The sequence below is a fragment of the Kitasatospora sp. NPDC057015 genome, from assembly GCF_042673745.1.
Taxonomy (GTDB): domain Bacteria; phylum Actinomycetota; class Actinomycetes; order Streptomycetales; family Streptomycetaceae; genus Kitasatospora.
Genome location: NZ_JBHUSG010000052.1, coordinates 58897 through 71808, shown reverse-complemented (window position 1 = coordinate 71808; position 12912 = coordinate 58897). Strand labels below are relative to the sequence as shown.

The 12912-nt window shown below is 73.9% G+C and carries 11 protein-coding genes; 4 read left to right on the top strand and 7 right to left on the bottom strand.

Annotated features, from left to right (window positions below; all coding sequences use genetic code 11):
* Window positions 1-401 (bottom strand): extracellular solute-binding protein (locus ACFTWP_RS34395; RefSeq protein WP_380268943.1); only part of this gene is annotated, 401 nt, incomplete at its 3' end.
* 366 nt (window positions 402-767) lie between these two features.
* Between ACFTWP_RS34395 and ACFTWP_RS34390 the strand changes: the two genes are divergently transcribed.
* Window positions 768-2105, top strand: a complete 1338-nt coding sequence (locus tag ACFTWP_RS34390) for an ROK family protein (RefSeq protein ID WP_380268942.1) — start codon at window positions 768-770, stop codon at window positions 2103-2105.
* 712 nt (window positions 2106-2817) lie between these two features.
* Window positions 2818-5292, top strand: coding sequence for an RICIN domain-containing protein (locus ACFTWP_RS34385; protein ID WP_380268941.1), 2475 nt, complete (start codon window positions 2818-2820; stop codon window positions 5290-5292).
* 364 nt (window positions 5293-5656) lie between these two features.
* Here ACFTWP_RS34385 and ACFTWP_RS34380 read toward each other — a convergent pair whose 3' ends face one another.
* The 5 genes from ACFTWP_RS34380 to ACFTWP_RS34360 form a co-directional block, all read right to left on the bottom strand.
* The gene (locus tag ACFTWP_RS34380) at window positions 5657-6562 is read right to left on the bottom strand and encodes a ketose-bisphosphate aldolase (protein WP_380268940.1); all 906 of its coding nucleotides are present in this window, start codon (window positions 6560-6562) and stop codon (window positions 5657-5659) included.
* Window positions 6540-7475 (bottom strand): 1-phosphofructokinase family hexose kinase, encoded by a 936-nt coding sequence (locus ACFTWP_RS34375; protein WP_380268939.1) that lies wholly within the window; start codon window positions 7473-7475, stop codon window positions 6540-6542. Before ACFTWP_RS34375 ends, ACFTWP_RS34380 begins: the two co-directional genes overlap by 23 nt.
* Window positions 7472-8449, bottom strand: a complete 978-nt coding sequence (locus ACFTWP_RS34370; RefSeq protein ID WP_380268937.1) for an ROK family protein — start codon at window positions 8447-8449, stop codon at window positions 7472-7474. Before ACFTWP_RS34370 ends, ACFTWP_RS34375 begins: the two co-directional genes overlap by 4 nt.
* A complete protein-coding gene (locus ACFTWP_RS34365) occupies window positions 8442-9392 on the bottom strand; it encodes an SIS domain-containing protein (RefSeq protein WP_380268936.1) in 951 nt (316 codons plus the stop codon). The genes ACFTWP_RS34370 and ACFTWP_RS34365 overlap by 8 nt, the downstream gene beginning before the upstream one ends.
* Before the next feature lie 382 nt (window positions 9393-9774).
* The gene (locus ACFTWP_RS34360; RefSeq protein ID WP_380268935.1) at window positions 9775-10287 is read right to left on the bottom strand and encodes an AAA family ATPase; all 513 of its coding nucleotides are present in this window, start codon (window positions 10285-10287) and stop codon (window positions 9775-9777) included.
* Window positions 10288-10468: 181 nt separating this feature from the next.
* Here ACFTWP_RS34360 and ACFTWP_RS34355 point away from each other — a divergent pair, with 181 nt between their 5' ends.
* Window positions 10469-10621 (top strand): hypothetical protein, encoded by a 153-nt coding sequence (locus ACFTWP_RS34355; RefSeq protein ID WP_380268934.1) that lies wholly within the window; start codon window positions 10469-10471, stop codon window positions 10619-10621.
* A gap of 223 nt (window positions 10622-10844) precedes the next feature.
* On the opposite strand, the gene ACFTWP_RS34350 is transcribed toward ACFTWP_RS34355, so the two are convergent.
* The gene (locus ACFTWP_RS34350; protein ID WP_380268932.1) at window positions 10845-12038 is read right to left on the bottom strand and encodes an agmatine/peptidylarginine deiminase; all 1194 of its coding nucleotides are present in this window, start codon (window positions 12036-12038) and stop codon (window positions 10845-10847) included.
* Between the two features lie 184 nt (window positions 12039-12222).
* Between ACFTWP_RS34350 and ACFTWP_RS34345 the strand changes: the two genes are divergently transcribed.
* On the top strand, window positions 12223-12858 hold the full coding sequence (locus ACFTWP_RS34345) for a TetR/AcrR family transcriptional regulator (RefSeq protein WP_380268931.1): 636 nt from the start codon (window positions 12223-12225) through the stop codon (window positions 12856-12858).
* Window positions 12859-12912: the final 54 nt, after the last annotated feature.

The window sequence follows — 12912 nt, the reverse complement described above, 5'->3', positions numbered from 1 at the left end:
GACTGGGCGAACGCCCACGGCGCGTACTCCTTCGCGAACGGCGCGGCGTCCGCCGTCGCGTCCTGCAGTGCGCCCGCGGCGGCGAAGGTCGGCAGGGTCTCGAAGCCGACCGAGCCCACGCAGGGGGCGTTGCCGGCCTTCACCGCGTTGAGCATCTTGGTGTAGCCGCCCTTGGAGCCGGGCGAGATCTTGCTGTAGGTGACCTGGATGTTCGGGTGGGTGGCGTTGAAGAGTTCCACGGACTTCTCGTAGCCGGGGGCCCAGCCCCAGAACTCGATGCTGACCGGCCCCGAGGCCTTGTCGGCGGACCCGCCCGATCCGCCGGATCCGCAGGCGGCGACGGCCGCCAGCGAGGTGACTGCCATGGCGAGGGTGGCCGCTCTGAACGGGCGCGACTTCATGGGGAGGTCCTCATCTCTGCCTACCGCGCGAAGGGGACTGGGTCCGGGCGCGGTGGTGGGGGCCCGCCGAACACTGCGGGTTAGTTCGGCTAGTGTGTTAATTAAGAGTGTGGCTGTCAAGAGTTTCGGCGGACCCTTTGACTAACGGAACGGACACGCCCACAGCTCGGCGAACTCCGGCAACTGACCGCCCCCAGCAGCAAATACGCGGGACTGCTCGCAAGCCGGACCATCCATCAGTAGGCTTCCGTGGCCCGGCCGGACACCCGCACCGGAGGCCGCCTGGCTGTTAATTCCACCAGTGCGTGAACTAACATGGGCCAGGTCGGCACCGACCTGCGGCCGGCCCCTGAACGAGGAGACCACGTGAGGCAGGACCAGCGCGGCACCACCGGCACGGGCGGCGGCGCCGCGGGCCGCGGCAGCACCGCCACGGCCTCCCCCGGGGCGGGCGGCATCATGGCCGGCTACCCCGAGCCCGCCGACAAGGCCTCGCTGCGGCGCACCAACCTGGGCGTGATACTGCGTCAACTGCGCGAGAACGGCGGCCAGTCGCGCACCCATCTGGCCACCGCGACCGGCCTGCCCAAGGCCACGGTCTCCGTCCTGGTCGCCGACCTGATAGAGCGCGGCCTGGTCCGCGAGGGCGAGCTCGACCGCGCCGGTGCGGTCGGCCGCCCGCACCGCATGGTCGAACTCGACGGCCGCTGGATCTGCGGCATCGGCGCCGAGATCGGCCCCGACCACATCACCGTGCTCGCCCTCGACCTGCGCGGCACCGTCGTCCACGAGCACCGCCTCGCCCTCGACGTGCCCGCACTTACCCCGCAGGCCGCCCTGCGCGAGGTCGCGGACCTCGTCGCGGACTGCCTGAGCGCCGTGACCGAACTCGGCATGCACACCATCGGCGTCACCCTCGTCACCCAGGGCTCGGTCGACGCCGCCTCCGGCACCGTCACCGTGGCCACCAACTTCGGCTGGCGCGACGTACGAGCCGTGCGCGAACTGCGCGCGCGGCTCGGCCGGGACGCCCCTCCCGTCCTGGTCGAGAACGACGCCGAGTCCGGCGCCCTCGCCGAATACCTCGCCGCCCCCGGCACCGACGCCCGCGAACTCGTCTACGTCACCGGCGGAATCGGCGTCGGCGGCGCCAGCATCTCCGGCGGCAAGCTGATCCGCGGCTCCGAGATCGGCCACATGAAGCTCGACCGGCTCGACCGCCCCTGCCCCTGCGGACGGACCGGCTGCTGGGAGGTCGCCGTCGGACTCCAGGCGTTCCTCGACGCCGCCGCGGACCCCTCCGACCGGGTCCACGACCTGTCCATCGACCTCGCCGAGCGGCTCGGCGACCTGCTCGACCGCGCCGACGCCGGGGAACCGCGCACCCTCGCCGCACTCGCCACCGTCGCCGACGACCTGGCCCTCGGCCTCGGCATCCTGGTCGACGTCCTCAACCCGCCCAGAATCGTCCTCGGCGGCTACTTCGCCGTCTTCGGCCGCTACCTGGTGGACCCGGTGCAGCAGGTCCTCGATGACCGCAGGATCGTGCCCGGCACCGAACCGGTCGTCGTCTCCGCCTCGACGCTCGGCCTGTCCAACGCCGCCCGGGGCGGCGCGCACCTCACCCTCGAAGGCATCTTCCAGGACCCGTCCGACGTCCCCTTCAGGCCGGAGCCGGCCTACGACGAGGCCCGGCACGGCTGACGGCCGACCGACGCGCCCCTCCCCCACGCGGGCGCCGGCCCACAGGAGCCGGCGCCCGCATCGTCCTGCCCGTCACCGCCCTTCACCCCCCACCGAGCGGGGTGGCCGGAGGTCGATCGGGCCTGCCCGGAACAGGCACGTCCGGCGCCCCGGCCGCGCCGATCCGCTGACCGCGGCGCACTTCGGTGAGGCCGCTCCGACCCCGCTCCGACCCCGCTCCGACCCCGCTCCGACCCCACTCCGACCCCGCGCCGCCGGCCCCGTCAGGCGCGGCCCGTGGGCCCCGCCCGCCGCGGGCCGCTGCTGCGGGCGGGGCCGGCCGGCGCGCCGCCCGCCGCCGGAGCAGCTGCGACCGAGCTCTTGACTTCGCCTTCGACTACTGCCACGGTTTGCTGAAAGTTGCTCTAATCCACGTCGGAATATGCAACTTCATGCACCCATCGGCATCTTCTGGGTGCTCGCAGGGTCGGCGCACGACCGTCGTGCCCGGCCCGCAAGCCCGCACGTGCCGCGAAGTGCCGGCCCCCACGGCCGGCCGGCGGCGGCCACGGCCCGCTGGTCCACCCGTACCGGCGGCGCCCCGGCGACGTCGCGGATCGGCCCGCAGTTCCAGACCGGCGAAACCGCTGCGTCCGATCCCTCCCCCACACTCCCGGACGGCCGAAGTCGCCGCTCACGGGATCCCCACACCCGCATTGCAGAAGGAGTACCCGTGTCCACTCCTCCCCGCAGAACGCTGGCGGCCGTCCTCGCCGCCGGCGTCCTGACCCTCTCCGGCGCCGTCGCGTCCCCCGCCTCGGCGACCCCGCCCGCCGCCACGTACTCGGTCACCGTCGGGAGCCCGGTCGCGTACACGCACCCGACCGACACCCAGGCGTCCCCGTACGTCGACAAGGACGGCACCTTCTACTTCCAGCAGTCCGCCGCCCTGTACGGCAGCACCGAGCCCCGCTACTGGGACTTCTTCACCGGCACCGACTTCGACACCGCCACCCGGTCCGGCGCGATCAGCGACGCGGTGAACCCGGCCAACGCGAACGACCGGAACAACGACACCACCTGGCGGTGCAACAACAGCCCGACCGGCCTGGAGGCCAGCTACCCGCCCGCCGGCTCCAGCTACTCCCAGAAGAACTTCTGCGACCTCGCCGGGGTCTGGGTCGACCCGGACACCGGCGACTGGTACGGCCTGGTGCACAACGAGTTCACCCCGGATCCCTTCGGCGACGGCCTGCACTACGACGCCATCGACTACACGGTGTCCAAGGACCAGGGCAGGACGTGGACGATCAAGAGCCACGTGATCACCTCGCCCTACAGCACCAAGCGGGGTGACACCGCCGCGTTCCCGAACCAGACCTACGACTACGGCGACGGCGACCAGCGGCTGTACGTGGACACCGCCTCGGGGTACTTCTACGTCTTCTACGGCTCGCGGATCGTCGAGAAGAGCGGCGGCTGGAAGGCCTTCCACGAGCACGTGGCCCGCGCCCCGATCTCCGCCAAGATGGCACCCGACTCGTGGCAGAAGTGGTACGACGGCGCCTGGTCCCAGCCCGGCGTGGGCGGCCGGGAGAGCAACATGGTGCCGACCGGCTCCGGCAGCACCACCGGCTACACCCCGGTGTCCGGCGAGTACGACCCGGCGAACACCGGCACGGTGGCCCAGCAGGTCGCGGCCGGCAAGATGCCCGCGACCTCGCCGCTGTTCGTCATGAACATCACCTACAACGCCTACCTGAAGCTCTACATCGGCGAGCCCCAGGCGGTCGACCAGAGCGGTTCGGCGCCCCAGCAGTTCTACGCCACCGACGACCTCTCCACCCAGAAGTGGTTCCTGCTCGGCGACACCGGCGGCTACCACACCGCCTCCTGGTACCGCTGGTTCCTCGACGGGAAGAACCGGACGAACTCCACGATCGTCGGCAGGACCTTCCGGTCCTACTGCTCGTTCGGCTGCTCCAACGGCTCCTCGGGCGAGTACGTCGACGTGACCCTCGGCGCCTCCGCCACCGCCGCCGCACCGGTCGACGAGACCAGGACCTACCTGATCGGCAGCGGCGCCGGCCGCGTCCTGGCGCAGGTCTCCGGCAGCTCCGCCACCACCTCGCTGGCCACCGCCACCGGCTCCGCCCTGGAGTCATGGGTCTTCACCGGGAACGGCGACGGCTCCTACCGGGTGGCCAACTCCTCGACCGGCCGGCTGCTCGGCGTCGACTCCGCCGCCACCGCGGGCCGTGCCTGGGGCGCCCAGCCGACCGTCACCGCCGCCGGCGCCGGCGGCCCGAGCGTCGGGCAGCAGTGGTTCGTGATCCCCGGCACCTCCGCCGGCAACACCCCCACCGGCACCGTCCGCCTCGTCAACCGCTACAGCGGACTGGTGATCGGCCTCTCCGGGACCGCCGGCCGGCTCAGCGAGACCACGCCCACCCGCAGTTGGACGAACACCACCGGCAACGCGGTCGGCGCAACCCGCGCCGCGAGCGAGCAGACCCTGACCCTCACCGCCGTCGGCTCGGCGCCCGAGACCGTCACGGTCACCGGCCCCGGCAACCAGTCCGGCAAGGTCAACACCGCCGTCTCGCTCCAGCTCGCCGCGACCGACACCGCCGGCAAGGCCCTGACCTTCTCGGCGACCGGCCTGCCCGCCGGTCTGTCGATCAGCTCCGCCGGCCTGATCTCCGGCACCCCCACCACCGCCGGGTCCTCGACGGTCACGGTGACCGCCTCCTCCGGCACCGCCACCGGCAGCACGTCCTTCAGCTGGGCCGTCAACCCGGCGCTCAACGGCACGCACACACTGGTGACTTCGGGCAAGGCGCTCGACGACCCGAACCACTCGACCGGCCAGGGCACCCAGTTCGTCACCTGGACGCCCAACGGCGGGAGCAACCAGAACTGGGTCTTCACCCAGCAGTCTGACGGCAGCTACCAGATCGTCAACGGGCTCTCCAACCTCTGCATGGACGTCAGCGGCGGCTCCGGCTCGGCCGGCGCGCCGATCATCCAGTGGTCCTGCACCGGCGGCACCAACCAGCGCTGGGTGGTCACCGCCGTCACCGGTGGCTACACCGTCGCCTCCAAGAGCAGCGGTCTCCTGCTGACCACCGCCTCGGCCTCCGACGGCGCGCTGGTCACCCAGCAGGCGGACACCGGCGCCGCCCTGCAGCGCTGGAGCATCAACTGACCCCGCACTGACCGGCCGCCCGCCCACAGCGGCGGACGTGGCCGGCACGACCGGCGGGGCCCTGCGGAGATCCGCAGGGCCCCGCCCCTTCCGCACCCGGCCGGGGTACCGTTCCGGACCGGGCCGGCCACGTCCGCCGGCACCTTCGACGCTTCAGGGTGATCACCGTGTTCCCGGCTAGCCGCCGACGGCGTGCCCACCCGATCGGGCTCCGGCCACAACGGCGTGCGACCGGCGGGACGGCCGTAACCGCCGGCCACCCGGACCGCCCAGACCACCCAGACCACCCAGACCGCCGACCCGAACTCCCGAAGAGTGGGCGCCCGTCCGGGCCCACCTGCCGTGCCTCCCCCCGTGCCGGCCGTCACCCCTGCCGTACGACCGCGCCCTCCAGCTCGCCCTGCCGCTCCGTCGGAAAATCGGTGGAGACTGCCCGGTCGAGGTTCAACACCCGCAGGAGACGGGCCACTTCGGTCGCGACGGCGTCGCGGGCGGGGCCGAGGTACTTGCGCGGGTCGACGAGCGCGGGGTCCGCGTCGAGGCAGGCCCGGACGGCGCGGGTGAACGTCCGGTTGAGGTGGGTGGAGATGTTCACCTTGGTCATGCCGGCCGCGATGGCGCGGGCGATGTCGGCGTCGCCGACCCCGGAGGAGCCGTGCAGGACGAGCGGGGTGCTCACCGCGGCGCGCAGCCGGGTGATGAGGGCGAAGTCGAGGGCGGCGTCGCGGGTCAGCATCGCGTGGGAGCTGCCGACGGCCACCGCGAGGGCGTCGACGGCGGTGGCCGCGACGAACTCCCGTGCCTGGTCCGGGTCGGTGCGGACGCCGGGGGCGTGGGCACCGTCCTTCCCGCCGACCTCGCCGAGTTCGGCCTCGACCCAGACGTCCCGGGTGCGGCAGTACGCGGCGATGTCCCGGGTGGCCGCGACGTTCTCCCAGTACGGGAGCCGGGCGGCGTCGAACATGACGGAGGTGAAGCCGAGTTCGACGGCCTCGCGGACGAGGTCGGCCGACTCGGCGTGGTCCAGGTGGACGGCCACCGCGACGCGCGAGGCCCGGGCGACGGCGAGGGCGGCGAGCCCGATCGGTGCCAGCGAGCCGTGGTAGCGGGCGGTGTTCTCGCTGATCTGGAGGATCACCGGCAGTCCGGCGGCCTCCGCCCCGGCGACGATGGCCTCGGCGTGCTCGATCTGGACGACGTTGAACGCCCCGACGCCCACGGCGCTTTCGGTGGCGTGCTGAACGATCTCATCGGTGAATACGAGGGGCATGGACTTCCTCCACGAGGGTGGTTGTACGGAACCGGTGGTAGACGTCCCGGTCGAAGTCGCCCGCCACCGGGCAGGGGACGGCGGCGGCCGACAGGGCCACCGCCTCGCGCAGCAGGTGCGGCCACGGTGTGCCGGCGGCGAGGCCGGCCGCGATCGCCGCGACGCAGGCGTCGCCGGCACCCGTCGGGTTGCCGTCGAGCTGTTCGGGCGGCACGGCGCGCCAGCTGCCGTCCGCGGTGACGGCGTGCATCCCGTCCGGACCGCGGGAGGCCACCACCGCCCGGGCCCCGAGGGCCCGCAGGGCGGCGGCGCCGGCGGCGATGTCCTGCCGGCCGGTGACGGCGGCCAGTTCGGCGGCGTTGGGCTTGACCACGTCGGGCCGGGCGTGGAGCGCGGCCGGCAGCGCCGGGCCCGAGGTGTCCAGCACGGTGGCCGCGCCCGCGGTCGCGGCCAGGGAGACGAGCCGCCCGTACGCGTCGGAGGGCAGGCCCGGGGGGAGGCTGCCGGAGAGGACCACCACCGCGGCCCCGGAGAGCAGTTGCACGTAACGCGCCGTGAAGGCCGCCCATTCGTCCGGTGCCACCCGCGGGCCGCTCTGGTTGAAGACGGTGGCGTCGCCGTCCTCGCGGGAGACGACCGTGACGGTGCGTCGGGAGTCGCCGGCCACGAGGGTGAGCTCGTCCCGCAGCCCGGCGGTGTGCAGTTCGCCGCGCAGGGCGCTGCCGGTGGGGCCTCCGGCGAGTCCGGTCACGACCACCGGGTGCCCCAGGGCGGCGAGGACGCGGGCGACGTTGACGCCCTTGCCGCCCGCCCGTTCGTACGCGGTGTCGACGCGGTGCGAGGCGTGCGGGACGAGGCGGTCGACGAGGTAGGTGACGTCGAGGGCGGCGTTGAGGGTCACGGTGAGGATCACAGGGACCAGGTCCCCGGGTCGTCGCCGCCGGAGCGGGCGCTCAGGTCGCACGCCCCGCGCCAGGCGTACAGCCCGGCGCCCAGGCAGCCGGCCTCGTCACCGAGGTCGGCCCCGACGACGTCGGGGCGGCGCTGGAAGGTCAGGCGCTCGGCCAGCCGCTTTCGGACCGGGCCGAGCAGGAGCTCGCCCGCCTCGGCGAGCCCGCCACCGAGCACGATCAGCTCGGGGGCGAGCATCGTCGTGGCGCTCGCGAGCGCTGCGGCCAGCGCGTCCGTGGCGCGGTCCCAGACCGCCTGCGCGTCGGTGTCGCCCCCGGCCAGCAGGGTGGCCACCTCCTCGGCGCCGCTCACCGGCCGGCCCGAGCGGGCGGTGTAGGCGGCGGCGATCGCGGCGGCGGAGGCCACCGTCTCCAGGCAGCCGCGGCCGCCGCAGCTGCAGGGCGCGCCGGCCGGGTCGACCACGAGGTGGCCGAGCTCCCCGGCGTAGCCGCGGGCCCGCAGCGGCCGGCCGTCGCTCACCGCGGCCGCGGCGATGCCCGTCCCGATCGCCACGAACAGGACGTCCCGGGCCCCGCGGGCCGCTCCGAGCAGCCACTCCGCGGCCCCGCCCGCGCGTACGTCGTGGCCGAGCACCACGGGCAGCGCGGTGCGGTCCTCCAGGAGGTCCGCCAGCGGCAGGTCCCGCCAGCCGAGGTTCGCCGAGTAGACGGCCCGGGCCAGCTCCTCGTCCACCACCCCCGGCACGACCACGCCGGCCCGGCGCACCGTCAGCCCGCCGTCGGTGGCCGCCTGCGCGAGTTCGAGCACGACGGCGGAGATCTCCGCGACCACGGCGTCCGGGCCGACCGTGCGCGGCGTCGCCCGGCGGACCGCGGTCAGCGGGCGCAACCGCCGGTCCAGCAGTGCGCCCTTCATTCCCGTGCCGCCGACGTCCAGGGCGATCACGCACTCGCCCGTCCGCTCGTCCTCAGGCATCGACGTTCGCGAGGACGACGGAGCGGGTGAGGTTGCGCGGACGGTCCGGGTCGAAGCCGCGGGCCTCGGCGACGGCGACGGCCAGGCGCTGCGCCCGGATCAGGTCGGCCAGCGGGTCGAGGCCCCCGGCGGTGTCCTGGGAGCCGGCGACCAGGGTCCCGCCGACGCGGGCGACGTCGCCGGCGAGGCCGGCCGGCAGCGTGCCGAACATCCAGGTCGCCCGGCCGGGGCCGGTGACGGCGATCGGACCGTGCCGGTACTCCATCGCCGGGTACGCCTCGGTCCAGGCGCCGGCCGCCTCACGCATCTTCAGGCCCGCCTCCAGCGCCAGCCCGTAGGTCCAGCCGCTGCCGAGGAAGGTGACCTGCTCGGCGTCGAGCAGGCCGGCCGGCAGCGGCTCCGCGACGGCGTCCTCGGCGTCCTCGGCGGCGCCGGCGAGGGTGCGGACCCCGGCCGGCAGCGCGCCCTCGGCCTCCAGGTGGGCCCGGAGCAGCGCGAGCACGGTGGTGGCGAAGCGGGTCTGCACCACGGACTCCTCGTCCGCGAAGTCCAGCAGCGCGATCTCGTCGGCCAGCGTCATGACGGGCGTCGCCGGGTCGGCCGTGATCGCGGCCGTGGGCGTCGTACCACGGGCCCGGCCGAGCAGTTCCAGCACCTCGGTGGTGGTGCCGGAGCGGGTGATGGCGAGGATCCGGTCGTAGTCGCGCCCGCTCGGGAACTCCGAGGCGGCGAACGCGTCGGTACGGCCGTGGCCGCCGCTCTCGCGCAGCGCCGCGTAGGACTGGGCCATGAACCAGGAGGTGCCGCAGCCGACGACGGCGACGTTCTCGCCGCGCCGGGGCAGCGCGGCGGCGTGCCGGGGCAGGGTCTGCGCGGCCTGCCGCCAGCAGGCGGCCTGGGAGGCGATCTCCACGGTGGTGCGGGAGGGGCCGGTGATGGTCATGCGATGACTCCCATGGCGAGGATCAAGCACATTCATTGCTCGAAGATGCTTGATTTGTAGCACTTGCGATCAGCTTCAAGCAAGATGCCCGGGCATGCGAAGAGCACGACCGGGAGGGCGCAACGGCCTACCGGGGGGGGCGGCCAGGACATGCCGAGGGCCACGGTCGGATGCGGGTGAGGCATCAGGCCCGTGGCCCTGGGAGTACTCGGGGGTCGACCGGACGGACCGGCGACGAGGCGGGGTGAGCCGCCGTTCGGGGTGCGCCGCCGTTCGATGAGCGCGGCCGGGCGACGAGCGCGGCCGGGCGGGGACGGTGCACCGGCCCGGCAGGCCCGGGCCAGGGTGGTGCCCGGGCGGGACGGCGGGGAGCCGCCGTGGATCAGCGCGGGTTCGGGAGGAACTCCAGCGCCCGGGCGACGTTCGCCCGCAGGTCGTTCATCGAGTCCAGCACCAGACGGCGGCCCGACCAGGGCGCGTACTCCCCCCGCAGCCGTTGGACCGCCGCCCAGGTGGGCTCGTCGAACCCCTCGATCCCTCGGGAGCGGCCCTCCAGTCGACGCCGGTGCACGACCGGGTCGGAGCAGACCACCTCGACGAAGGCCACCGGCACGTCGTGGCGCAGCGCCAGCTCCCGCCACTGCCGGCGGGCGACCTCGACGGCGTTCACCGCGTCCACGACCACCGGCCGGCCGGAGGCGAGCACGCCGTCGGCCACCGCCTCGACCACGAGGTAGGCGGCCAGCCCGGTCGGCTGGTCCCGCGACACCCCCGCGCGCAGCATGGCCGCCTCGATCGGATCGACGGAGAGCACCGCGGCGGGCAGCTCCCGTCCGAGGACGTCGGCGACCGCACTCTTGCCCGCGCCGGGGAGCCCGGCCATCACGACCAACACCGCTGGATTCTCGCACTCCGGCGCGGCGCGCGACCACCGCATGTCGGCGCGGTACGCGGCGGGTCGGTGCGCGGCGGGTCGGTACGCGGCGGGTCGGTACGCGGCGGGTCGACGCCCGTCGGCTCGGTACGCGCCGGCTCGGTGCGCGCCGGCTCGGTGCGCACCTGCGACTGAGACACCCATGCGCGCACTCGCCGTCGCCGCCCCGGAGACCACCCCCGTACCGCACGGCCTCGAAGCCGGCTGGCTCCGCTTCACCGACCAGGTCCGCACCACCCGCGAGTTGTTCCCCCACGTCCAGCTGGTCACCGGCCCCGTACTCCGCCGTGACTGAAGGAGGACTCCACCGAGGCGCCCGCACGATGATCTGCGCCGTAGTCGACGCGCTGGTCTCGGACCGGCCGGGCGGTCCGCGGCGGGCGCAGGACTCCGGCCGGCCCTCTCGCCGCGGCGCCGAAAAGGGCCCGGCCGGCAGGAGTGGACGCGGGTGGCGTCACTCCTGCCGGCCGGTGGCGACCGGGCCGGGATCCCCGGCCCGGCCGTACTCGTGGGACGCGTCAGGCGGCGGGCTGCTGCTGGGTGACGCAGTGGATTCCGCCGCCGCCGGCGCCGAGGGAGTCGATGTTGAGCTGCTCGACCGTCCGGCCGGGGAAGAGCCGGGTGAGGGTGGCCTTGGCGGCGGCGTCGGCGCGGGTGTCGCCGAACTGGCCCGAGATGACGGCGCCGTTGCAGACGTAGTAGTTGGCGTAGGCGGCGACGAAGTCCGGGTTGGCCGACCGGATGAGGTTGTAGTCCGGCCCCTGGAGCTGGGTGACCGCGATCCGGCCGCCGGTGGCGGTCGTCGCGGCGGACATGATCTGGTACTGCTGGCGGGCGTCGTTCGCCCAGGCGTCGGTGTCCCCCGCCACCGGCATCTGGACCAGGCCGGCGCCGGCGGCCAGGAAGCGGCTGGTGGCGTCGACGTGGTCGTCGGTGATGTCCTGGCCGGCGATCCCGTTGAACCAGATCACCTTGGAGGCGCCGTAGGCGGCGCACATCGCGGCCTCGATCTGGGCCTGGGTCTTCCCCGGGTTGCGGTTGGTGTTGATGATGCTGCTCCGGGTCGCCATCAGGGTCCCGATGCCGTCCTGTTCGATCGCGCCGCCCTCGGCGGTCAGCGCGGCCGAGGTGAAGGGGACCCCGACGTAGGCGGCGATCTTTCCGGCGACGAGGGCGTCCTTGGCGTGGGTCTGCTTGTTGCCCCAGCCGTTGAAGTTGAGGCCGACCGCGTCCAGGCCGCCCGCGCCGTTGGTGCGGAAGACGGCGCCGGTGTCGCGCATCCAGCAGTCGTCGACCGGGATCGTGGTGATCACGGTGACGGCGGATCCGCACATGGAGCGGGCCTTGGAGGCGCTGGCGGGGTTGGCGCACATGATGACCGGCTCGTACTTCGCGATGGTCTTGGCGATCAGCGCGATGTTCGACTGGACGCCGCTGAGCTTGGTCCGCCAGATCGAGGTGCTGTCGGGCCAGGCCATCCAGGTCCGGGTGTGCGGCACGTCCTCGGCCGGCACCACGTACGCTCCGGCCGCCGCCTGGGCGCCGGGGGCCGCCCCTGCGGTGCGCGGCGCCCGGGGGCCCGCGGCGAGCGCGCTCCCGCCGGTGGCCGCTGCGACGGCGGCGCCGGCCGCGGTGATCCCGGCCGCGGCCAGAAGCTGGCGTCTGCCGAGCACCCGGCGGGTCTCGGGCTGGGATTCAGCGTGATCGTTCATTGGTGTCTCCTGTCAACTACCCGGGGATTCAAGCGGGTTGAGCGGAAAGCTATAACTGACCAAGCGCTCGGTCAATATTTCGCGCAAAGGATTCCTCGGATCGGCTCGCGACCGGCCCGTCCGCACCGGCCGAGATCTGCGAAACCCCGCAGGTGGCAGCCGCGGGACTCGTTAGAGTGACGCCATGGCGACCCGTACGAAGGACTCCCAGAGCCCCGCACCCCCGACGGCACCGGCCGCCCGCTCCCGTGCGTCCGCCAAGGGCGAGCAGACGCGCGCCCGGCTGATCGCCGCCGCCCGCACCCTCCTGGCCGGGGACGGCGGCGAGCGCTTCACCACCCGCAACGTCGCCGCGCTGTGCGGCGTCTCGCACGGGATGTGCCACTACCACTTCCAGGACCGCACCGATCTCGTCGTGGCGGTGATCGAGGACATCCGGCCCGAGTGGATCTCACCGCTGGAAGCGGCCGTCGACTCCCCCGGCAGCTTCGAGGAGCGGGCGGAGCGGGTGATCGCCCTGCTGACCCAGCCCGAGGGCGCGGACCTGGCGCACCTGCACTCCGCACTGCACTGGCACGCCCTCAACGACGAGCGGGTCAGGGCGGGCCTGGAGGCGGAGTACCGGCGCTGGCGGTCCTGCTTCGTCCGGCTCTTCCGGGTGCTGGACGACGAACGCGGGGGCGGCCCGGACCCGCAGGTGCTCGGCGAGTGCGTCGCCGCGGCGGTCGACGGGCTGGCCGCCATCCAGTCCCTCGACGGCACGGTGGACGCGGATGCCGTCCTGCGGACCCTCGTCCGCGCACTGGCCGCCCGGAGCTGACCACGCCCGACGCCTGACGGATCGTCAGTCTCCACCCCCTCGCGGCGAACCGCG

What these genes read in the sequence shown, in the direction of transcription:
- ACFTWP_RS34380 (WP_380268940.1), bottom strand. Translation starts at nt 6,562, where the DNA reads ATGCCCCTCGTATTCACCGATGAGATCGTTCAGCACGCCACCGAAAGC.
- ACFTWP_RS34370 (WP_380268937.1), bottom strand. Translation starts at nt 8,449, where the DNA reads ATGCCTGAGGACGAGCGGACGGGCGAGTGCGTGATCGCCCTGGACGTC.
- ACFTWP_RS34365 (WP_380268936.1), bottom strand. Translation starts at nt 9,392, where the DNA reads ATGACCATCACCGGCCCCTCCCGCACCACCGTGGAGATCGCCTCCCAG.
- ACFTWP_RS34355 (WP_380268934.1), top strand. Translation starts at nt 10,469, where the DNA reads ATGCGCGCACTCGCCGTCGCCGCCCCGGAGACCACCCCCGTACCGCAC.
- ACFTWP_RS34350 (WP_380268932.1), bottom strand. Translation starts at nt 12,038, where the DNA reads ATGAACGATCACGCTGAATCCCAGCCCGAGACCCGCCGGGTGCTCGGC.
- ACFTWP_RS34345 (WP_380268931.1), top strand. Translation starts at nt 12,223, where the DNA reads ATGGCGACCCGTACGAAGGACTCCCAGAGCCCCGCACCCCCGACGGCA.